The sequence below is a fragment of the Peptoniphilus sp. SGI.035 genome (assembly GCF_050315115.1).
GTDB lineage: Bacteria > Bacillota > Clostridia > Tissierellales > Peptoniphilaceae > Peptoniphilus_A.
The window spans coordinates 26,816-47,350 of the sequence record NZ_JBNPOJ010000011.1; the positions used below are offsets into that span (position 1 = coordinate 26,816).

A 20,535-nucleotide genomic window follows, 5' to 3' on the forward strand; every position below is an offset into this window, starting at 1 on the left:
TTAAATCTCCTTATATTCTATTAACTAAAGCTTTATATATTAAATACATAGCCGCTACTCCTATCACTAGAATGTTAAAATCACTCATCCTTCCACCTCTTAAAATGGGATGTCGTCATTATTCACTGGGAAAAATCCCTCATCGCTATAATCATCTTGTTGATTATTACTATTTTGGTAATTTCCTCCACTAGAATTATTATTTTTAGATCCAACAAAAGTGATGCTATTGACTAAGACATCAGTTGTATAAATAGTTCTCCCATCTTTTTCATAAGATCCAGTTTGGATTCTTCCTTCAACTGCTATTTGACTTCCTTTACTGTGGTAATTTCCAATTACTTCGGCAGTCTTTCCAAAGGCAGTACATGAGATAAAGTCAGCTGTAGGCTGATTATTAGCTTGTGCTTCTTCCCTCTTATCCTTGCTTAGCTTTCTGTCAACTGCTACTGTAAACCTCAAAATCGCCATTCCTGACTGACTATATCTAACTTCTGGGTCTCTTACTAATCTTCCAATTAAATTTACGCTGTTCATTCTTCTTTACTCCATTCTTCTAATTCTTCTAAAACTTCTTTAGGTAAGTTCAAAACAACTTGCTTATACTTATCGCCTGCTAGTGTTTCAACTTCCTTTGACTTATCTGCAAGTACACAAACACTTGCAAAAAATGCTCTCTGTTTTATCTGCTTAGTTTTTTCAAATTCTTTCCCATCAAAGAATCCTTTAAGGTATTCTTCCGATAATTCCTCGTCTATTTCGTGAATGTCTTTTCCACTCATTCCGACACCTCTTTCCAACCCCAATCTAAAAAGTCTAAAATATAGTCAAACAAGTAGTTATCTATTTCATCTTCAGTCATTCCATCCTCAATTTCTAAGGTATCCTTTTCTATATCTAAATGTGCTGTGATTCCAACTCTCATTCGTCCTCATCCTCCTCATCTAACATATCTATTTGATCACTCTTTACTTTTTCTAAAACCACTACACCATCATCAAGCTTAAATTCCATGCCATCATAAGCATCTCCACCATCTAGGCTCGATTTCTTTTGTAGGTTAGTGCCTATCTTGTAGTTAAAAGCTGGCATTTTATAAACCGTTTCTTCTTTGTGCTCGTAAACTGTTCCTATTTTTAACTTCAAGGTTATATCGCCTTGCTCAAATTCTCCAGCAGCTATCTTCTTTGCAACATGGACAATTGATGCGTTTAAACTCATTTGCATTTCTTCAAATTTTTCATCTTGTAAACTAAATATTCTCATTCTTCCACCTCAAAAACCTCTGGGTAAAACCTACTTCCATACTTTAAAATTTTGTCTATGTCTTCTTTCTCATCTTGACCGTAACCCGTGCCGATGTAATATTTAACTTCGAAGCCTGTGTAAACTTTTACAATTCCGATGTTACCGCCGTACCACCATGCATCTAAAACTTTAATCAATTTTAAGCTCCTTATCCTTGCTAACTACTAACCTTACTAATTGTGTATCTGTCTTAATTAATTCATTTACACTCTCTGCGTTGTCTATAAATATTGGTACTTTTAAATCAAGCTTGTCTGATAAGCTGTTAATTACATCAAGACCTGCATTTATTTTTGCCGCATTGTTTAAGTCGCTGTAAGGTACTCCCTCAAAAGTAGCTTCGCAGGTTTCAGTAATTCCGCCGTTTATTTGATTTTCAAAAAGTTTAAATTTTACCAGGTCAAAACTGTCATTTATCTTGTCGCTTACTAGGTCCACATAAGCCTTTGTGTATTCCTCGCAAAGATAAATAATTCTTTGTTGCTCTTCATATGCTTTGGCAAGCTCTTTTTCTCGAGACTCTAACGCTTTAATTCTTTCATCAATTTTTTCATTTTGTCCTTGTAGAGATAATTTTTTATTTATTTCTTCCAAATCTGCGTTTAAAGAGCTTTTCTTTTCAAGTAAATCCTTTTTATTGTCTAAAGAAAAATCTCTTAATTTTGACCTAGCCTCGTTAATCTCCTTGTCAATTTCTTGTAGTCTAATAGGTTCAATTGGCAGGTCTTCTTCCTTATATTCCTTAACCTCATAAATTGCTATTAGTTTTTCGCATTCTTCTATTTTTAACTTTAGATCTTTTGCTTTTTCTTCGATGCTTGATAGCTTTTCAGACTTTTTCTTATTAAAGTTAGCCATTGTCTTTTCTATTTGGTCTGGTAATAAATCCTGTCCACAAGTTGGGCACTTAAAGTCACCTTGATATTGTTCTTTGTGGACTTCTTGCCATTCTTCCCTAGCCTTTTCAACTAGATCTTTAAGCTTTTCTATATTCTTTTTCGCTTCGTCTAATGCTATTGTGTCTTGTTCTTTTTCTAGCAACACATTTTTATTTTTTAGATTTATTTCAAAACATTTATTTTGATAATTTTCTGCAAGTTCAGACTTTTCTTTCTGTAATGCAGTAATTTTTTCTGTTATCTCAGTCATTCCCTCTGCCATTTTTGATGCATCGGCAAGCTTTTCATCTATCTCTCTTATGGCTGGAATTGTACCTCTCTTTCTAAACTCCAAGGCATCAAAATCTATATCATGTATTTTTGATTTATTTAACTCATCAATCCTTGCTGGTATGGACTCAATGTCTTTATTAATTTTTCTTGCACTATCCTTTGCTATTTTCTTTAGTTCATCAACTGTATAATTTTTAAGATCTAATTCTTCTAAATCTTTATTTTTTGCGATAATATCCTCTGGCTTTACATCTTCTATAAGGCTTAAAAGTATTTCTCTTCTTTCTGTCTTTACTAAAAATTGGTTAAAATATAGTGGGTTTGAAAGCAGGTTGAAGTTATCTTCAGACAAGACACTTTCAATTCTTTCGTTGTACTCTTTTTTCTTGCAAGGTACGGAATTTATATAGTAGTCTGTTGTGTGACCAGTAAATTCTGCCTGTGTGGATCCACGCTTTTTAGTCCAGACTTCTTTATAGATTTTTTTAAGGTTAAGTTCTGTGTCATCAAAAGAAAAATCTCCTTCAACTACAGATTCTAAGTTGTGGACTTCATCGCCATTTTTGTCATAAGGCTTTATAGCAAAGTCCTTACGATTTAAACTGTCCTTGTCCCAAAGTAACCAGGAATAAGCATCAAATATTGTTGTCTTGCCTACTGCATTGTCCCCATAAATATTAGTTGTGTCTTTGAAATCTATTGTTAAGTTCTTGATTCCTTTGAAGTTCTCTAATTTTAATGTTTTAATTTTTATTTGCATGATAAACCTCCGTCAAATAGGGACTTAAAGGCTGTAAAATCTTTTAACATAATTTCTGACATATAACCTACTAGGAATTCTTTAAAAACTTGTGCATCCTCATAATTTTCGCAAAGTTTTTTGTTTCTAATTCTCTTTTCCATTAATTCAAAGTTCTTGATGCAGGTATTTAAGATTGAGCCTAAATCATTCTTTATCTCTTCTTCTTTCTCATGCATTAAGGCTTCTTCATAAGTTGTAAACAACTTGCCATCTTTAGTTTCGTAACATTCAATTTTTTTCATTTTTAACTCCTTTGTGATATACTAAGAGCAAATATTTATATATTTTAGTCCTTGAGTTTTAGTCGGCCAGGGACTTTTTTATTTGCTCTTTTAAATTTAAAATGTGTTTTTCTACGACTTCTAAAACTTTTTTGTAAAATTTCAACAAATCTAGTCTTGCTTTTTTATCCTCAAATGTCTCTGTCAGGAATAGTTCAATCCCTAAGTTATCATCGACATGTTGGATAAATTTATTTCTTATAGTCTCCCTTAACTCAATTGGATCTATCTCCTCAACTTCAATTTCTTTCTGTACATAGGATGAAACTGATAAGTTGTAGTCATTTTCTGCTATCTCTTCTAATTGGACATCTCTTTCTAGGTCATCTTTCAAGTTTACAAATTTGATTGACCCCTTAAATTTTTCTTTGGATAAAACTAAGATTGTCGTTTCGATATTTGTGTCCTCAAAATATCCACTTGGTACTTGGATAACTTTCTTTACATAACCTCTTTCGACAAGTTCTTTTCTTATCTTCCCTTCTCTTGCTTTCCTATACAAGATTCCTGGGAAGTTAAGACTTACACACACTCCGTCGTCAGCTAAGAGGTATATCATATGCATTATAAAAGCATAGTCTGCTTTTGATGGTGGCGGTACATCTACCCAGTCCTTAAACCTCACATCTTCTTTGTCTGGCTCCCACTTTATGGAGAAAGGATAATTTGCTACAATTAAGTCAAATTTCATATCCATGAAGGCTGGATTTTTTAAAGTATCTCCAACTTCGCCAGTAAAGTTTTTTAAAGTCTTTTCTGCTACTTTCAAATATTCCTCTGTAAGTTCTTGCCCATACTTTGGTATATCCTCATCAAAGACACTTAATAGAGTCCCCACCCCACATGTAGGGTCATAAACATTCTTGGGTCTTTCCTTGCCATAAGACTTAATAATCTCAGCAAGTTTTGAATCTGTGTGAAAGACACCTTTTTCTTTAAGGTCATTTCTATATGCCTTAGCACTAAAATCTTTCTTCATTTCGTCTTACCATTTGTTTGAGTGGTCCTAAATCCTCCAGTACCTCTCAAACTTGTATTTAGCCTTTCATCGTCATTACCTGGTAATTTAAAGACCTGTTTGCCGTCAAGCATTGCATTTACTAATATCCCGAAGGCTCTTCTTGCTTTTTCTTTTGTGTCATACCTGCCAAGTTCGCAATGTGGGCTATTTACAGTTTTCTCGCACAAAATCCTGCCGTATTCTTTATGGATGTATATATTTGTGCAATTATCAACATTTACAATAACTTCTCCATCCCCACCAATAATCAACATTATTTATCTCTCCTCAATTAGATCTTCGCCCTCAAAATCCTTTCTTACAAACTAACTAAAAATTTAAAAAACTTGTCAATTACTGTTGTTCCTGCATATAAAATGTAAAATATTAATTTAATTCCAAAGCTAACAGCCAAGTAACCAAGAATAAATAGAATAGTAATCCCTATAAACCTTCGTATATTTATAGGTATCTTGTACCAGTTAAAAGTCTTCATCGCTATCCTCTCTTTCTTTTTGCCACTGTTTAAACTTGCCTACCATAAGACTTATAAAATCGTCCCAGTCAGCTTGTGCATCACTATACTCAATGGCAACATCAAAATTTTTGTCCATAAGATCCCCCTAAAAACTTGTTGGTAAAGTAAATTTGTCCTTTACCAGTCATCTTAGTTGTTGTCGTCGTCCTTGTACTACCATCTGGATTATTAATTATCTTGTAATATTGTTTTTTAAATTCATCATCTGATATAGCAAGTTCATTAACATATAAATCTACTAATTTTAAAATATTTAAAATTCTTTCATACTTTTGAATTTCAACTTGTAAATTTTCTTTTTCAAAATACTCCTTTGGCAACCTAGTTTCTAAGTAAAATTGTGATTTACAAAATTTAATTAATTCGTCAGCTAACTTCTCCTTTTCAGCATAAGCTGCTTCAAAATTTGTGTCATAAACAAGTTTATTTAGACCAGATACTGCTTTATCAAACTTTATATTGAATAATTCAGTTCCACTAACTCTATATTTTGAAAATACATCGTGCAAAATAAATTCATTCTCCCTAAAATTTACATGTTTAACACTTATTTTGAATCCAAACGAATTTATATTCGCGTAGTTTTTTAAATATGTTGTTATCCTTGAAATTCTTTCCTTGGGATTGTTCGAAGAGCCAATTTTTACCATTGATCCAAAATTAATAATATAGACGTATCCACCCGAATTTTTATTTTCAAAAATTCTTAAATCATTCATTTCTGCTCCTTTATTTTTTTCATAAGTTTTGCCCATTCATTAATGACCTCATTAATACTGAGTGATCTAACTTCTTCAATAGCCTCAATAGAAATCTTTTCCATTTCTTCAATCAAATCTCGAATATCATTGTCCAGCTTTTTCTCATACCAGTACATGAATATGCTACAAACGCATATCGATGTTACTACGCTTATTAACAATTCCAAATTCATCCCTTCCTTTTTAAACTTCTAAGTTTAGTTCTTCCAAATGAATAAAGTTTGACTCAAATTTTAATTTATTGTAACTATACTGTAGGACTGCGTATGCTTCTTCATATGTCAGTCCTTTTTTTCTCATGATTGAGATGACTTCTTCAGAAATATTTTTAACATCAACATCAAAACAATTTTCAGCGGGATCATTTTCTTTTTTAAATTCCTGAAGATAAAGTTCTTTTATTTTTTCTTTTTCCATAATTCACCTTCCTTTTTATTTGATATAATGCTTAAAGGGGGTAATTTAATGAACCATCAACAAATAGATCTATCTGTTAAAGAAATTAAAATTTTAAAATACTATCTTAAAAATCCTAACTCTCCAATTTCCGATCACTCAATCAAAGATATAGAAAAATTAATATCTCTAGAATTATTAACAATTCCTAACCAAAGAGAAATCGACATTGATACATATATAAATGCGTTTGGACATAGATCACTTGAAGTACAACCTCAAATTTTTTCTCTTACTGAAAAAGGTGAAATGTATCTCCAATTTTTGCGAAAAGATAGATTGAGATTCTACGCTCCTTTAGCGATATCAATATTTGCACTGATAATATCTGTAGCAGCTTTTATAAAATCATGGTAATAACAGCTATGGTAATTGCTATAAGCGAAATACTCACGGGCAACCAAGACAGATCAGACTTGTTTTTTTCATAAATATAATTAAAACTATTTTTTCTGTCGTCTCCTATTAATTCAATTTCATCAAAATTAGATTCATTTAATAGGTTTTTAAATGTTTCATTTTGTAAAAGACTAAATAGACTTGAATTATCTCTGAAAACGAGTTTTATTTTTTTCTTCATTACTTACTCCTTCCTTTTAAATCTCTAAAATCTTTAAAATTTGTTCTAATCTTTCAGAATTAGTTCTATTACCTTTAACTATGTCAAAAACATAACCCCCACTAATTCCCATTTCATCAGCTAACTTTCTGTATGTGTAGCCCTTTCTTTTCATTGCAATTTTAATTTTTTCTTCTGTAGTCAAATTTTCCTCTCACCTTTTTATCTTTCATAATCCTTTAAATCATTTTTGATGGTATACTTAAATCAAGGAGGTAATTTTGTGAAAACAACCCAAACTAAGTTTTTCTATAATAATCATGAGCATAAGCTCTTAGTTCCATCAAACTGCCCATATTGTGGTCAAATTGCCCATTCATCTTACATAAGTAATGCAAGCCTTGAATTTGACCAAAATTCCAAATATTTTATAATAGCTTTACAATCTAATTGCTGTGATAAAATTTATATAGCTAGCTATTTATTTGAATATAAAACCCAACAATTTACTTTTTTGAATTTTTATCCTAGCCAAAATCCAAACCCACTTCCTGAAAATATTGCTAATATATCTCCAAGATTTGTTTCAATGTATTCACAAGCTTTAGCATCAGAAAGAAATAATCACTTTGAATTAGCCGCCTGTGGATACAGAAATTCAATAGAAATCCTTATAAAAGACTATGCAATCAAAGTTCTTAAAGAAAACCCTGAAGAAGTAGTTAAAAAATCACTTTTTAAAGCAATTGAAGATTATCTGCCTAAGGATCTTCTAAACACAGCTGATGTTGTAAGAATTCTAGGTAATGACAACACTCACTATCTTAGAAAATATAAAGATATAGATTTTCCAAAATTAAAAAATTATTTAGAAATCTTCATAGGACAAATTGACACGCAGTATAAAATACTTAATCCTCCTGTGAGCCGTCTTTAGTAAATTTCATATTCAATTCTATGTTGGCAAGTTCATAAGCGATTGACCTTGCCTCTTTTAATAATTCCAAATATCGATTCAATTTTTCTAATGAATCATCAAGTCCATCAATCGTTAAATCGGCTTTTAAGCCACCCATATTTAAGTTCATAAATCAAACCTTCCTTTTACATCAATCAATTATTTCAACTCTATCAAGTGCAAATTCCAATAATTCACATGCAATAGTTGAATAATCCTTATTAACTTCACTAGCGATAGCCCTTACTCTTTCAGCAACAGCTGGATTAACTCTTATAACATCAGTGCATGGTTTATAATTCTTCTCAATTTTTAAAATCAATTTTTCATCTTTCATTTTTAAACCTCCATTTTTTATTTAACCTTCCATTATTTCGTTTTTTATCAAATCATTTATTTTTTACAACATACCAAGAATATTCAAATATTTTAGATAATTAAAAATTTATTTATCTTTATTTTCATTACTGCTCCTTTCTTTGTTTTTTGCTTCTTAATGCTTAAATTAATACTTATTACTTCTTTATTTTTGTTTCCTTTTTGTCTACTTATTGGGTGAAAAAAATTGATTTTCTCTCATTTTCTTCTTTAATTTCAAGTATTTTGCATAGTATTTCCATTTCTTTAACTGTAAACTCTGAGATATTATTAATTTTATTATAAAATGCAGTTCGAGATAGATCTAACTTTTCTGATATAAAGGCTATTTTTAGCCCTTTTTCACGTATCTTATTTTTTAATTTTTCTGAATCAGTCATTATAGCACCCCCTTAGTTTTGTTTCTTTTTTGTCTACACTTATATTGTATTGTTCAGTTTCCAAATTGTCAACATTTATTTTCAAAAAAGTTTATTTTTATTGACAAAATGGGTACAAATAAACTAGAATTAATTTACAAGGAGAATTCAGTATGAATATTTATGGCAAAATAAAACAACGAAGAGAAGAATTACAAATGTCAATGCAAGACTTGGCAGATAAATTAGGATATAAAAGCAGATCAACCATTCAAAAAATTGAAAGTGGTCAAAGGGATATTTCACAATCTCAAATAATAGCATTTGCTAAAGCACTTGATGTAACACCAGCCTATTTAATGGGTTGGGAAGATAATAGTAATCTAAATAAAATTATAGGAACTGAGTTTGGAGCTCCTTACACAAAGGCTAATGAAATGATGAAAACCCATCTTAATGGTGTATTACGTTGGATAACTGATAAGCTTCAAAGTCCTAAGGATACAATCCTATTAACAAAACATTTTGATGAACTTCTTTTGGGTTATAAAAAACTTATTGAAAGATATCTGCAAGCAAATCTCCTTTGGAATAAAAGTTCTGAAATTATTATAAAAGAATACAAAGAAAAATATCCTAATATTAACGAAGATGAAATTATATCCAAGTATTTTCAAAATGAACTTTCTTTAGAAATTAATAACATTTGTAACAAAATACAATCACTTCCTACCTGGAGAAGAATTTATTATGATGATTTATAATCAAACAACAATAGCTGCGGTTCTTATTGATGATAAGGCAACTTTAAAAAGATTTAGCAAAACAAATGATAGTGTAATACTTCAGGCTGAAAATCCAAGCATGACAGATTGGCCAAGAATTTATACAAGTGGCAATATACGGGTTTTAGGAAAATTAGTAGGTGTATATAGTAAAAAAGAATAAGAGAGTGCAGTGCGCAAGCACTCTCTTAACTTTAATCAAGAAAAGTGTTACAGGAATTTTTTTAGAAATTTAAGGGAATATTAAAATGTAATTATTTAAAAGTAGCAAAGAAAAATAAATAAAAAAAATAGAGGACGTGCAAAACACATCCCCTAATAAAGTGGTATAAAAACCAGTTCCAATCACTTATATTATACCACAAAATAAGGAGGTATAAAACATTGAAAAAAGCAGTCGCTTATGGCAGATACTCGACTGATATGCAGAGAGAAGAAAGTATCGATGCTCAATTTAGAGCAATTAGAGATTACTGCGATAGAAACAAAATTGAATTAGTAAGCACTTATGCAGATGAGGGTATCTCTGGGACTACAGATAATAGACCTGAGTTTCAGAGAATGATAAAAGATGCTGAGTTGGGAGCATTTGACTATGTCATAGTCCATAAACTAGACAGATTTTCCCGTAGTAAATACGATAGTGCGATTTATAAAAGAAAATTAAAACTACTTGATGTCCAGTTACTGTCAGTCTTAGAAAACTTAGACGGATCTCCAGAGTCCTTAATCTTGGAATCAGTCTTAGAGGGTATGAGTGAGTATTACTCCAGGAACTTATCAAGGGAAGTTAAAAAAGGCATGAGGGAAAATGCTTTAAAATGCAAGTTTAATGGCGGCATTCCCCCACTAGGCTATGATATAGATGATGATAAAAATTATGTAATAAATGCCCACGAGGCAGAGGCTATAAAATTAATATTTGATATGTTTACAAAAAATTATAGTTATTCTGAGATGATGAGAAAATTGAATAGCTTAGGGTATAAGACTAAAAGAGGCCGTGAGTTTACCAGGAATAGTTTCTACGAGATTTTAAACAATGAGAGGTATATTGGTACCTATTTCTACTCAAAAGAGGACTACGATGGATTTAGAGGAAAAAGAAATTATCATAAGAAAAGGGATAAAAGTAAAATGATTAGAATTGAAAATGGTGTGCCAGCAATAATTGATAAAGATACATGGGCAAAGGCACAAGAAAAAATAAAAAATAATAAAAACTTAAATCGCATAAATAAAAATGGTAGATTTTATCTACTTACTGGACTAATTTTCTGTGGTGAGTGTGGCTCTCCTATGAGTGGTAATATGCAGAGCAATAACCAAGGCAACAGATATTATTATTATAAGTGCAATAGGAAGTCAAGGACACACAAATGTCACGCTCCAGTAGTAAGAGCAGAAAAAATTGAAAAAGAAGTATTAGACTGCTTTGACGATGTGATTTTTACACAAACTAATAAAGATGCAGTTATAAAATCTATGCTTAAATTTTTAGATAAAGAAACTGATACAACAGATCACAAAAAAAGCCTAGAAAAAGAATTGACAACAGTAGAAAAGCAAATAGAAAATATTTTAGATGCAATTATAAGTGGTATATCATCTCCAAGTGTAAATGAAAAATTAAAAGAATTGGAAACAAAAAAAGAGACACTCAAAGCTAGTATCTCAAGATGTAATATTATATCTTACAAGTCCTCAAATTTAATCGACGAGATCAAAGAGTTTTTAAATAAAAATAACTCCATCTACGATTTTACACCACAAGAACAGTCAGTAATTCTAAAGAATTTTATCGACAAAATCACTTATAAGGACAAAAAAATCACAGTCCAACTAAAAATGTTAGACCGTGCGGATATCTATGGTGCGGGAAAGAGGACTTGAACCCCCACTCCGTTGGAACTAGATCCTAAGTCTAGCGCGTCTGCCAATTCCGCCATTCCCGCATGAAGTTTTAATAACAAAATACATTATACGCACCAAATAAAAATTTGTCAATACTTTTTTACAAAAACTTTATAAAGCTTTTTACAATTTACATAAAATTTAATTTTATTTTTAATTTTAATGTATTATAATATTAAATCAAAAGATAAATGTTTTTTTTAATTTAGATAAATTTTGTATGATTTTTAAAATATACAATCTATAATCCACATAGGGACTATATAAGGAGGAAAAAGATGAAACTGGGAATAATAGGAGCAGGATCTGTTGGAGAAATTGTTGCTTATACTTCTGCTTTAAGAGGAATAGCAACTGATATTATTTTAAATGATGTAATAAAAGAAAAAGCCATTTCTCAGGCAATTGACCTTAATGACGGAAGACCTTTTTACCCAAAGGATGTGAAATTTAGAGCTGGAGAATATGAAGATATGAAAGACAGGGATGTTGTTGTAGTATGTTCTGGCAAAATTCCAGAAAAAGACAGACTCCTAGAACTTGATGGAAATAAAAAGGAAGTTGCAAATTTTACAAAGAGGATTGTTAATGCAGGTTTCAAAGGAATTTTTGTAGTTGTTACAAATCCCGTCGATATTATTACTTATGAAATTTATAAAGTTTCCGGTTTTGATGAAAAAAGAGTAATTGGATCTGGTACTGCTCTTGACAGCGCAAGATTAGAAGTTGTAATTGCAAATAAACTTGGTATCTCTCCAAAATCTGTAAATGCAACTGTCTTAGGCGAACATGGTGAAAGTCAGTTTGTCCCATGGTCTCAAGTAAAAATAGATTCCCTTACTATTGATAAGTACGAAGAAATACATCCAGAACTTTTTAAAAATTTCAATAGAGATGAAATAGAAGATGAAACTCGTCGTCGTGGTTGGGATATCTTTAACGGAAAAGGTTCAACACAATACGGTATAGCAAATACAGTTAATAACATTATCCAAGCAATAGCAAATGACGAGAAAATTATTCTAAAGGGTTCTTGTCTTCTAAGTGGTGAATATGGACTAAATGATCTTTATATTTCAACTCCAATAAAAATTGGAAAAGATGGAATCGAAGAAAAGTTAGAATTAAGTTTAACTGATAAAGAAATGGGTAGATTAAAAGAAACAGCAGATGTAATAAAAAAACATATAGAAGGTTTAAATTTATGATTTAGAAAGAGTGATTTTTTGAATTTTAAAGAAAGAATTAGGAGTTTTATGATTGGAAGATATGGACAAGATGAGTTGGGCAAATTCATTTTGTCTCTATCTTTAATTCTTTTAATAATTAATTTATTCACAAAAACTGCTGCCCTTTCCTTTTCAGCTTTAATTTTAATAGCTTATTCCTATTATAGAACTTTTTCGCGAGATATAAATGCAAGATACTCTGAAAATAAAAAGTTTTTAGACAGCATTGAACCTCTGAGAAGAAAATTATTTTCTTCAAAAAGTAAATATGACAATAGAAAAATTTACAAGTACATAAAATGTCCAAACTGCAAATTAGAAATGAAAGTCCCAAAAGGCAAGGGTAAAATTAGAGTTACTTGTAAAGAATGTGGCAATAAATTTGTTGTAAAAAGTTAAAGCTTCCCAAGATTTCCTTAGGAAGCTTTTTATTACATTTTTGATTTGTATTCTTCAAAATCTTTAATTGATTTTTCAATCAACTTTGGATCTTCAATTAAATCATAAACTGTTGTCGCAATGATTTTTGCACCATATTCTACACAATCATGTGCTTCTTTAGCCTTACCTAAGTCTAAAAATTCTTGTGAATGTGAAGATGTGCCTTCTGGTACAAAAGCAATTCTCGCACAGGAACCAGGCATTAGATATGTTACATTTCCAAAATCTGTTGATCCTGTTTTTTCTCTTGCCCCTTTTATTCTTGGTGCTCCAAGTTCTTCTGCATTTTTCATTATCAAGTCGTTTAGAATGTAAGCTGGTATTTTTGATTCTAGTCTTCTATCTTCTTTTATTTCATAAGTTGTTCCAGTCATGAGGGCTGCCCCTTTTACTATATTGTCAAATCTTTCTACAACTTCATCTAAATATTTTGAGTTATAAGATCTCAAAGAGAAGTGCCCCTCCGCTTCACTTGGAACTACATTTGCAGGTCCTGGAAGTGTTTGTACTGTGTAGTGCATTCTCGTGTCCTCTTTTACGTGCTCCCTTAAAAATTCTAGTCCTTGAAAGGTTAGAAGCAATGCATCAAAGGCTGATCTACCTGCTTCTGGTTTTAATGCTGCGTGAGATGCTTTACCAAAAAATTTTACAAATCTTGATGACAATGCCATTGATTTTACATCCACTTGTGTAGCTGGACCAGCGTGCATCATAAGGGCTATGTCAATATCTTTTATATATCCTTCCTTTAACATTATCATCTTTCCTCCGCCGCCTTCCTCGGCTGGAGTTCCATAAACAATTAGATTAAAGGGAAGATTTTTTACAGCATTTTTTATTGCCACTGCGGCACCAATTATTGAAGGTCCTTGCATTTGATGTCCACATCCATGGCCCATGGGAAGTGCGTCGTATTCGCATAAAAGTCCAATATTGTATTTTGCATCACCATTAGAATACTTTGCTCTAAAAGCTGTGTCAAGACTTCCCAAACCTCTTTCTACAACAAATCCATTTTCTTCAAGATAGTCTTCTAGTAAATTGCTTGCAAAGTGTTCTTCAAAACACAATTCTGGCTTGTCATAGATTTTATCTGACATTTCAAATAATTTTTCTTTTATTTTATCTATTTCTTTTACTACTAAATTTTTCATTTTTCTCCTTTACATAGGTCCTAAATGAATGACTTGAGCTCCAATCATTAATAGTGATCCAACTAAAACCCAAATACCAAATAATTTGCCCATAAAAATCATCCATTTGTCGTATGGAATATCTGTTGCTCCTAAAATCCCCATTAAAGCCGTTGAAGTTGGAAGGATGTAATTACAGAATCCATCTCCAAAGTTGAAAGCTAAAACTGCAGATTGTCTAGTAATTCCAATTGTATCTGCAAGTGGCGCAAATATTGGCATAATCGCTGCCGCTTGTCCACTACCTGATGTTATAAACATATTTACTATTATATTTACAATAAACATAACAGGTCCCTTTAATAGATGTGGGAAAAAGTTAAGCCAACCTGTCATTGCATGAATACTTGTATCCATAATTTTCCCTGCATCAAGAACTCCTGAAACGGTTCTTGCAAGCCCAATTATAAGAGCAGCTCCTACCATTTTTTTAGCACCTTCCACAAAGTATTTTGCTATTTGTGATGGACTAAATCCAGCTGCAAACCCTGCGATAATAGATAACCAAATAAATACTACTGCCGTTTCTTCTAATTTCCATTTTAATTTTACTCCACCATAGACTATAGCTCCTAAGGCTGCAAATAATGTTAAAATAACTAACCACTTTCTTGCATTCATTGGAGAGTTAAATTCATCGTGAGAATCAGTGTCCTGAATTCTTATTTTGTCAATTTCATACATAGGGCTTAGTTCTGGACTCTTTTTAACTTTTAGAGCATATTTTACTAAATACAAATTTGTTACTATATAAAATACTAGGAAACAAAATGCTCTATAACTTAATCCTGAATAAGGTGGAAGTCCTGCAATTTCTTGCGCAACTATTGTTGTATTTACATTTAATGTTCCTGTTGAAAATCCAACTGCTCCACCAAGTAAAATTACTGAGGCTCCCACAATGGAATCAAATCCCATAGCTAAAGAAATCATAACCATTATTGGAGCAAATCCTATAAAAGTATTAACGCCCTGAGTAGTACATATAAGTCCAAAAATTAAAGTTAAAATTGGAATGAATAGATATTCTTTATTTCCAGTCTTCTTTGATACTACACCAATAAGTGATTGCAAAGCTCCACTCATTGTAATGATGTTAAAAGACGCTCCCGAAAACAATATTACAAATATTAAAGTTGACGTTTTTTTAAATCCGTCTAATCCAATATTAAAAATCTTCAAAGGATTTACTGGACTTTTTTCTATATAGTGAAAAGTTTCAGGATCGATAACCTTTACACCTTGAGCATTTTTTACCCTTTCATAAGCACCAGCTGGAATAATCCAAGTTAATGCAACTGCACACAATATAATTACTAATAGAATTACTAATGTGTGAGGAACTTTCTTTTTCTTTACTTTCTCCATAAAACACCTCATTAATAATAAAATATAAAACCAATTATAACTAGATGTGAAAATGATAAGTAAACATTTTCATCACCTTTAAATTGATATTATCACGTTTTGCTTTAATACAGCAAATACATAATATACTATATCCAGTATATAATTTATGATATAATGTTTGTGGTGATATAATGTTGGATAATAAAAAAATTAATATTTTGAAAACCATAGAAAAATACAAGAGCATAAGCAAAGCGTCTGAAAGTTTATACACTGCTCAACCTAATTTAAGTAGATCCTTAAAACAAATCGAAGATGAACTTGGCTTTAAAATTTTTGAAAGATCAAAATCTCCCCTTTATTTAACAAAGGAAGGCAAAATATTATTTGAATACATAGAAAAGTTTGAAGAACTTGCAATAGAAATGAAGGAAAAAATCAATAAATCAAATAATTTAAAAAATTGCTATATTCGCATAGGCGCACTAACTTTTATGTCTCAATATATTATTCCAAACATTGTTCCAAAATTGATGGAGCTTTATCCAAATTTGGAGTTAAGCCTTACAAAATATGATTCTACTTCCTTTGAAGATGCACTAATAAAAAATGAAATTGACTTATTTATAACTAATAGAAATATAAATAATAAAAAGTTAAATTCTATTCATTCTTTAAATGACAAAATATACCTCATGATACCGAAAGCAATTTACTGCAAGGGCAAAGATAAACTAGAAGATTATTCTAATGAAACTTTCTTCCTATTAAAACCGCAAAAAAATTTACGCAAATCTGTTGAAGATATTTTTAAGGTTACTAACTTCTATCCTCAAAAAGTCAAACTAACTTCGAGCATTATGGATTCTGTTAGTTTTGTAAGAGCAAATAAGGGTGTTACCTTCATTTATGGCTCATCTATTAGAATGATAAATTCAACTTCTTATTGTAATTTCATAAAAATAAATGGAAATTATGCAACTATAAATGTAATCTACAAAGACTTGTCTTTTAAACCAATTGCAGAAAATTTAAGCAATATTATTAAAAATTATATCTCGAAATTATACATCAAACTAAAATAGAAAAATGTAATTTTTAGTAATATTAAAACTCTAACTAATATTCGGCTATTTTACTGATAATAATAGATGTACTTTTGAAATTAGTGCTGTTTATTATTGTTATTTTCCCTTGGCTTTTACTAATAATTAATATTACAAATTTATTAAGATTATAAAAATTAATCTACATTTACCTGATTGTAATTGATTTGTAATTGATTTCCAAGGGATTTCTTGTATAATAAATTTAACTTATATTTTTAGGAGGAATAAAAATGAATAAGAAAATTATATCACTATCTTTAGCAGGAGTTATGCTTTTATCTACAGCTAGTCCTGTTTTTGCAACTACTGAAGCTAAGGCTGAAGTTAAAGAACCTACAAAAGTAGAAAAAATGGTTAAAGACGCAAAAGAAGCTATGACTGAAACTAAAGATAATGCTAAGGAAAAAGTTAAAGAAGAAAAAGTTGCTCTTACACTTGAAGAAACAAAAGAAGCAATTAAAAAAGAAATCGCTCAAGAAAAGGCTGTTCGTGAATCTGAAGAATACAAAAAATCAGATTTAAAAGTTCAATCTAATTATGAAAATGCAATTGCTGCTGGAAAATCACTTCTTGATGACGATAAAGCTACTCCAGAACAATTCGAAAATGAACTTTTCAATCTTAAAGATGCAGTTAAACAACTTGGCTATAAAGCCGATAAAAAAGTAGAAGAAACTAAAACTGTTGACGTTAAAGCTACTACACAAAAAGTTAAACTTGACGGCAAGGATGTTGTTATATATGGATACAATATCGACGGTTTCAATTATTTCAAACTTAGAGATTTAGCTAGCGTATTAAAAGATACTAAAGCAAAATTCGGCGTTACTTACAAAGATGGCGTTGTTACTTTAACTAAGGGTAGCGACTACAAAGTTGCTGAATCTGACCAAAAAGAAGTTAAAGCTGAATCTAAGGGTATGCTTACTAATGATAAAGTTTTAGTTGGAGATAAAGCTCTTACTGCTACTGCTTACAAGATTGACGATAACAATTATTATAAATTGAGAGATCTTGGCGAAGCTCTTGGATTTGCTGTTGATTTTGATAAAACAAATAACACTGTTTTATTAGCTTCTGAAACTAAAGAAGAAAAAGCTACTCCTACACTTGAAGAAACAAAAGAAGCTATAAAAAAAGAGATTGCTCAAGAAAAAACTGTTCGTGAATCTGAAGAATACAAAAAATCAGATTTAAAAGTTCAATCTAATTACGATAATGCAATTGCTGCTGGAAAATCACTTCTTGATGACAGTAAAGCAACTAAAGAACAATTCGAAAACGAACTTATTAATCTTAAAGAAGCAAAGGAAAAACTTGGCTTTAAATCAGATAAAAAAGTAGAAGAAACTAAAGCAGCTAAGGAAGATACTAAAGCTAATAAAGAAGAAACTAAGGCTGTTAAAGAAGAAACTAAATAAGAAACATTGCAAAATATTTTAATGATTTTGTCAAAAAGCCATGGATTCAAAGAAAATTCATGGCTTTTTATATACTATTTTTATTAAATTTCTAAATGTGTAATGTTAATTTTCTTCAATAAAATTATATTATAAAAACTAAGTCTCAAAAATTATAGACATAAAATTTAAAGTTGCTACTATATTCTCGATTAAAATAATAAAGTCATACTCCCTTTAATTTATTCTTTGCTAATAGCCCATGCTCCCTTTATTTGTTTTTTTATTTTCTCATAATTCCATCTATTTATTGAATTATAAACTGAATTTGGATCATTTAAAATGAGTCTACCTCTATCATCTAAGCCACATGCCAAGAGTATATGTCCCTTATCTGTAAAATATCCGGGACCTAGAGATAAAATTACATAATTCCCCTTCCTAAGTTCCTTTGTTATTTCACTTTTCATAATTCCATGTACATTTACACCTTGAGCATTGAGGTAATCACAAACAAGATTCCACGAGCTCATTCCATCATCCACATATCCATTTTTCTCCGCATACTTTGCAATTTCTTTTGGACTTTTATCTATTCCACATCCACTTAAAGCCATTGATAAAGTAGTTGGCATACATCCTCTTGTAGCGATTAATCCTCCTGCATATTTAGAATAGCCCCAACGCTTATCATATTGAAGATAAAACTTTACAGGATTATTGACGCCAAATTCTTCACTTTTCTTTGCAAGACTTTTGTCGCCTTTTAAATATCCAAGAATAAAACCCAGTGCTTCTTCTCTTTTTGCTGCAAGTTTGACTAAATCGTCTGGCAATTTATTTATATTTTCATAGATATACGCATAATCTTTATTGTCCCTTGCTCTATCTTTTATTACTTTAATACTGCTAGAAAGGTCATCATACCTTTCAAAATTTTCATCGCTCTTTAGATTCACTTCATTTGAATTATTTTCTTTTAAATGAATTCCCCTTGCAAGAAAAATTATTAAAAAAATAATGATTACAGTTCTAATCTTTTTCATATCATCACCATAATCATTATATAAAATCATTTATACAACTTTATTTCAAAGTTCTTACAAATTTTCTAAATGCTATATTCATAATTTAAAATTTTTGCTCTTATTTTAAATCCACTACTATCTTTATTTTACATGATATCATCAAAAATTCTTGTTTCTGTACCTATGTAATAATTATAATGTCTATCTTCATGATAGATTGTAAATTTAAATTCGACACAAGAAGTTTCAATAAATGTCTATGTTCACTATTAAATTTTTTATATGGAAATCTCTGAATTTAAAAAGAAAATTTAGCCTCACAATAATAGCTGTTTTTATACAAGATGCTATGAAATATTATTTACTTTAGTGTATTTTTCATGTTTTTAGATTATTATAAATCTTATAGCACATAAAAAACTTATTTCCTAAGTCATTCATTCTATAAAAAAAATAGGAAGAATTTAAATTTTCCCTACTTTTTATTTTAATTTCTGTGGTCCGCTTAAACTTTCTAACACATAATTTGTATTTTCATCTATAACTTCTACACTTAAATCTACAGTTTGTGCTTCTGGATTAATTTTTATTCGTTTTTCAAGTTTATGAGCGTTTTCTATTTGGTCACTACTTGTATTTAATTGTATTTCATCTACTATGTTAGAACTATTATCATAAAACTTTAATAATCCTCTCGAAGTAAATACTTTTGATTCTCCAAGTACTATACTGTAGTTTATTTTAGCAGTCCCATTACTGAAAAGAATTATCCTTCCTTCTGCTATGTCTAACGGTACTGATGTATTATTATCATCTCCATCACTACCTCCTATAACTCCAACACTTAACGCAGATTCTCCATCATTAATATAGGTATAAACTGCCCTCACATTAACTTCATTTATTTTTTTTGGTTGATTTAAAAGATATATGAATACACCTAAAAAACAAATGGCTATTAATATTAATATATTTTTTTTCATATTAAAAACCCTCCTTTGTTTTTTTATATGAAAATGATATCGTAGATATAATAACTTGTCAATTTTAATCAAATACTTGAAAATATTTTGTTATATAACTATTATAGCAAGCACAGTAAGTGCATATGCATTTACTAAAAATTGAATAAGAATACCACGAATATATCACTTATTTTTATCCATTTTACTTATTTTGAATATCCTCAAACCCCTAAATTTATAATAATTAAATTCGGCACAAACTCTTATAGTAGTTCCAACATAAACTTGAATATTATCTCAAAAGTGATAGATTATAAAATAATAGAAAATTAAATCATGGGATTTCTGGACGAAATATATAGGATAATTAAACCTGTAAGTCAAGTTGTTTTACTTGAATTTACAGGTTTTTATTTTTTTATATTTATTAATAATTTTACTAAGGAGGCTATTATTAAAAGTGATTTTCGGAAATATTTATTGTCTTGTGTTGCTTATCTCTTTTTTTCTATCTTATATAATAGCTTAATAATATCTAGGCTATTAATT

The 20,535-nt window shown here is 30.2% G+C and carries 32 protein-coding genes and 1 tRNA gene; 9 read left to right on the forward strand and 24 right to left on the reverse strand.

The features are described from left to right. Positions 1 to 99: 99 nt before the first annotated feature. From ACQRC6_RS06375 to ACQRC6_RS06440, 14 genes are all read right to left on the reverse strand, one after another. Positions 100 to 537, reverse strand: a complete 438-nt coding sequence (locus ACQRC6_RS06375; RefSeq protein WP_427848217.1) for a single-stranded DNA-binding protein — start codon at positions 535 to 537, stop codon at positions 100 to 102. Beyond that, positions 534 to 782 (reverse strand): hypothetical protein, encoded by a 249-nt coding sequence (locus ACQRC6_RS06380; protein WP_427848218.1) that lies wholly within the window; start codon positions 780 to 782, stop codon positions 534 to 536. The genes ACQRC6_RS06375 and ACQRC6_RS06380 overlap by 4 nt, the downstream gene beginning before the upstream one ends. Then, positions 779 to 925, reverse strand: coding sequence for a hypothetical protein (locus tag ACQRC6_RS06385; protein WP_427848219.1), 147 nt, complete (start codon positions 923 to 925; stop codon positions 779 to 781). The genes ACQRC6_RS06380 and ACQRC6_RS06385 overlap by 4 nt, the downstream gene beginning before the upstream one ends. Continuing rightward, positions 922 to 1,266 carry a hypothetical protein gene (locus ACQRC6_RS06390; RefSeq protein ID WP_427848220.1) on the reverse strand — a complete coding sequence of 115 codons (345 nt, stop codon included), beginning with the start codon at positions 1,264 to 1,266 and terminating at the stop codon, positions 922 to 924. Before ACQRC6_RS06390 ends, ACQRC6_RS06385 begins: the two co-directional genes overlap by 4 nt. Next, entirely contained in the window at positions 1,263 to 1,445 is a 183-nt protein-coding gene (locus ACQRC6_RS06395; protein WP_427848221.1) for a hypothetical protein, read from the reverse strand. Before ACQRC6_RS06395 ends, ACQRC6_RS06390 begins: the two co-directional genes overlap by 4 nt. Further along, the gene (locus tag ACQRC6_RS06400; RefSeq protein WP_427848222.1) at positions 1,438 to 3,240 is read right to left on the reverse strand and encodes a DUF2813 domain-containing protein; all 1,803 of its coding nucleotides are present in this window, start codon (positions 3,238 to 3,240) and stop codon (positions 1,438 to 1,440) included. The genes ACQRC6_RS06395 and ACQRC6_RS06400 overlap by 8 nt, the downstream gene beginning before the upstream one ends. Next, entirely contained in the window at positions 3,231 to 3,524 is a 294-nt protein-coding gene (locus ACQRC6_RS06405) for a hypothetical protein (RefSeq protein ID WP_427848223.1), read from the reverse strand. The genes ACQRC6_RS06400 and ACQRC6_RS06405 overlap by 10 nt, the downstream gene beginning before the upstream one ends. A gap of 58 nt (positions 3,525 to 3,582) precedes the next feature. Further along, positions 3,583 to 4,542 (reverse strand): N-6 DNA methylase, encoded by a 960-nt coding sequence (locus tag ACQRC6_RS06410; protein WP_427848224.1) that lies wholly within the window; start codon positions 4,540 to 4,542, stop codon positions 3,583 to 3,585. Beyond that, complete coding sequence (locus ACQRC6_RS06415) at positions 4,539 to 4,835, reverse strand: hypothetical protein (protein ID WP_427848225.1); 297 nt, start codon at positions 4,833 to 4,835, stop codon at positions 4,539 to 4,541. Before ACQRC6_RS06415 ends, ACQRC6_RS06410 begins: the two co-directional genes overlap by 4 nt. A 47-nt stretch (positions 4,836 to 4,882) precedes the next feature. Beyond that, positions 4,883 to 5,059, reverse strand: coding sequence for a hypothetical protein (locus tag ACQRC6_RS06420; protein WP_427848226.1), 177 nt, complete (start codon positions 5,057 to 5,059; stop codon positions 4,883 to 4,885). Continuing rightward, complete coding sequence (locus ACQRC6_RS06425; protein ID WP_427848227.1) at positions 5,046 to 5,177, reverse strand: hypothetical protein; 132 nt, start codon at positions 5,175 to 5,177, stop codon at positions 5,046 to 5,048. The genes ACQRC6_RS06420 and ACQRC6_RS06425 overlap by 14 nt, the downstream gene beginning before the upstream one ends. After that, positions 5,161 to 5,820 carry a GIY-YIG nuclease family protein gene (locus ACQRC6_RS06430; RefSeq protein WP_427848228.1) on the reverse strand — a complete coding sequence of 220 codons (660 nt, stop codon included), beginning with the start codon at positions 5,818 to 5,820 and terminating at the stop codon, positions 5,161 to 5,163. The genes ACQRC6_RS06425 and ACQRC6_RS06430 overlap by 17 nt, the downstream gene beginning before the upstream one ends. Further along, entirely contained in the window at positions 5,817 to 5,978 is a 162-nt protein-coding gene (locus ACQRC6_RS06435; protein WP_427848229.1) for a hypothetical protein, read from the reverse strand. The genes ACQRC6_RS06430 and ACQRC6_RS06435 overlap by 4 nt, the downstream gene beginning before the upstream one ends. A gap of 67 nt (positions 5,979 to 6,045) precedes the next feature. Then, positions 6,046 to 6,279 (reverse strand): hypothetical protein, encoded by a 234-nt coding sequence (locus tag ACQRC6_RS06440; RefSeq protein WP_427848230.1) that lies wholly within the window; start codon positions 6,277 to 6,279, stop codon positions 6,046 to 6,048. Between the two features lie 48 nt (positions 6,280 to 6,327). On the opposite strand from ACQRC6_RS06440, the gene ACQRC6_RS06445 reads away from it, so the two are divergent. Further along, positions 6,328 to 6,675, forward strand: a complete 348-nt coding sequence (locus ACQRC6_RS06445; RefSeq protein WP_427848231.1) for a hypothetical protein — start codon at positions 6,328 to 6,330, stop codon at positions 6,673 to 6,675. Here ACQRC6_RS06445 and ACQRC6_RS06450 read toward each other — a convergent pair. Both ACQRC6_RS06450 and ACQRC6_RS06455 read right to left on the reverse strand, forming a co-directional pair. Then, positions 6,659 to 6,898: a hypothetical protein gene (locus ACQRC6_RS06450; protein ID WP_427848232.1), complete on the reverse strand. Its 240-nt coding sequence runs from the start codon at positions 6,896 to 6,898 to the stop codon at positions 6,659 to 6,661. The genes ACQRC6_RS06445 and ACQRC6_RS06450 overlap by 17 nt on opposite strands. 16 nt (positions 6,899 to 6,914) lie before the next feature. Further along, on the reverse strand, positions 6,915 to 7,082 hold the full coding sequence (locus ACQRC6_RS06455) for a helix-turn-helix domain-containing protein (protein WP_427848233.1): 168 nt from the start codon (positions 7,080 to 7,082) through the stop codon (positions 6,915 to 6,917). 78 nt (positions 7,083 to 7,160) lie between these two features. Between ACQRC6_RS06455 and ACQRC6_RS06460 the strand changes: the two genes are divergently transcribed. Next, positions 7,161 to 7,814, forward strand: a complete 654-nt coding sequence (locus ACQRC6_RS06460; RefSeq protein ID WP_427848234.1) for a hypothetical protein — start codon at positions 7,161 to 7,163, stop codon at positions 7,812 to 7,814. Here ACQRC6_RS06460 and ACQRC6_RS06465 read toward each other — a convergent pair. From ACQRC6_RS06465 to ACQRC6_RS06475, 3 genes are all read right to left on the reverse strand, one after another. Next, the gene (locus ACQRC6_RS06465) at positions 7,789 to 7,953 is read right to left on the reverse strand and encodes a hypothetical protein (RefSeq protein WP_427848235.1); all 165 of its coding nucleotides are present in this window, start codon (positions 7,951 to 7,953) and stop codon (positions 7,789 to 7,791) included. The genes ACQRC6_RS06460 and ACQRC6_RS06465 overlap by 26 nt on opposite strands. Before the next feature lie 33 nt (positions 7,954 to 7,986). After that, a complete protein-coding gene (locus ACQRC6_RS06470; RefSeq protein ID WP_169969485.1) occupies positions 7,987 to 8,172 on the reverse strand; it encodes a hypothetical protein in 186 nt (61 codons plus the stop codon). A gap of 211 nt (positions 8,173 to 8,383) precedes the next feature. Further along, positions 8,384 to 8,593, reverse strand: a complete 210-nt coding sequence (locus ACQRC6_RS06475; protein ID WP_427848236.1) for a hypothetical protein — start codon at positions 8,591 to 8,593, stop codon at positions 8,384 to 8,386. Between the two features lie 152 nt (positions 8,594 to 8,745). Here ACQRC6_RS06475 and ACQRC6_RS06480 point away from each other — a divergent pair, with 152 nt between their 5' ends. The 3 genes from ACQRC6_RS06480 to ACQRC6_RS06490 all read left to right on the forward strand — a co-directional run bounded on the left by ACQRC6_RS06480 (position 8,746) and on the right by ACQRC6_RS06490 (position 11,250). Continuing rightward, entirely contained in the window at positions 8,746 to 9,336 is a 591-nt protein-coding gene (locus tag ACQRC6_RS06480; RefSeq protein WP_427848237.1) for a helix-turn-helix domain-containing protein, read from the forward strand. Next, positions 9,323 to 9,520, forward strand: coding sequence for a LexA family protein (locus ACQRC6_RS06485; protein ID WP_169969480.1), 198 nt, complete (start codon positions 9,323 to 9,325; stop codon positions 9,518 to 9,520). The genes ACQRC6_RS06480 and ACQRC6_RS06485 overlap by 14 nt, the downstream gene beginning before the upstream one ends. A gap of 221 nt (positions 9,521 to 9,741) precedes the next feature. Beyond that, on the forward strand, positions 9,742 to 11,250 hold the full coding sequence (locus tag ACQRC6_RS06490) for a recombinase family protein (RefSeq protein ID WP_427848238.1): 1,509 nt from the start codon (positions 9,742 to 9,744) through the stop codon (positions 11,248 to 11,250). Here ACQRC6_RS06490 and ACQRC6_RS06495 read toward each other — a convergent pair. Continuing rightward, positions 11,229 to 11,312, reverse strand: a tRNA-Leu gene (locus ACQRC6_RS06495). The genes ACQRC6_RS06490 and ACQRC6_RS06495 overlap by 22 nt on opposite strands. A gap of 237 nt (positions 11,313 to 11,549) precedes the next feature. Here ACQRC6_RS06495 and ACQRC6_RS06500 point away from each other — a divergent pair. Together ACQRC6_RS06500 and ACQRC6_RS06505 are read left to right on the forward strand one after the other, a co-directional pair. Next, positions 11,550 to 12,479 (forward strand): L-lactate dehydrogenase, encoded by a 930-nt coding sequence (locus ACQRC6_RS06500; protein WP_427848239.1) that lies wholly within the window; start codon positions 11,550 to 11,552, stop codon positions 12,477 to 12,479. A 48-nt stretch (positions 12,480 to 12,527) separates the two neighbouring features. Beyond that, the gene (locus ACQRC6_RS06505; protein ID WP_427848240.1) at positions 12,528 to 12,899 is read left to right on the forward strand and encodes a hypothetical protein; all 372 of its coding nucleotides are present in this window, start codon (positions 12,528 to 12,530) and stop codon (positions 12,897 to 12,899) included. A gap of 32 nt (positions 12,900 to 12,931) precedes the next feature. On the opposite strand, the gene ACQRC6_RS06510 is transcribed toward ACQRC6_RS06505, so the two are convergent. Next, positions 12,932 to 14,095, reverse strand: a complete 1,164-nt coding sequence (locus ACQRC6_RS06510; RefSeq protein WP_427848241.1) for a M20 family metallopeptidase — start codon at positions 14,093 to 14,095, stop codon at positions 12,932 to 12,934. Between the two features lie 9 nt (positions 14,096 to 14,104). After that, complete coding sequence (locus ACQRC6_RS06515; protein ID WP_427848242.1) at positions 14,105 to 15,502, reverse strand: YfcC family protein; 1,398 nt, start codon at positions 15,500 to 15,502, stop codon at positions 14,105 to 14,107. Between the two features lie 173 nt (positions 15,503 to 15,675). On the opposite strand from ACQRC6_RS06515, the gene ACQRC6_RS06520 reads away from it, so the two are divergent. Further along, positions 15,676 to 16,569, forward strand: a complete 894-nt coding sequence (locus ACQRC6_RS06520) for a LysR family transcriptional regulator (protein ID WP_427848243.1) — start codon at positions 15,676 to 15,678, stop codon at positions 16,567 to 16,569. A gap of 254 nt (positions 16,570 to 16,823) precedes the next feature. Further along, positions 16,824 to 18,014: a hypothetical protein gene (locus tag ACQRC6_RS06525; protein ID WP_427848244.1), complete on the forward strand. Its 1,191-nt coding sequence runs from the start codon at positions 16,824 to 16,826 to the stop codon at positions 18,012 to 18,014. A 221-nt stretch (positions 18,015 to 18,235) separates the two neighbouring features. On the opposite strand, the gene ACQRC6_RS06530 is transcribed toward ACQRC6_RS06525, so the two are convergent. After that, positions 18,236 to 19,069 (reverse strand): C39 family peptidase, encoded by an 834-nt coding sequence (locus ACQRC6_RS06530; RefSeq protein ID WP_427848245.1) that lies wholly within the window; start codon positions 19,067 to 19,069, stop codon positions 18,236 to 18,238. A gap of 434 nt (positions 19,070 to 19,503) precedes the next feature. Then, positions 19,504 to 20,004, reverse strand: a complete 501-nt coding sequence (locus ACQRC6_RS06535) for a hypothetical protein (RefSeq protein WP_427848246.1) — start codon at positions 20,002 to 20,004, stop codon at positions 19,504 to 19,506. Between the last annotated feature and the right edge of the window lie 531 nt (positions 20,005 to 20,535).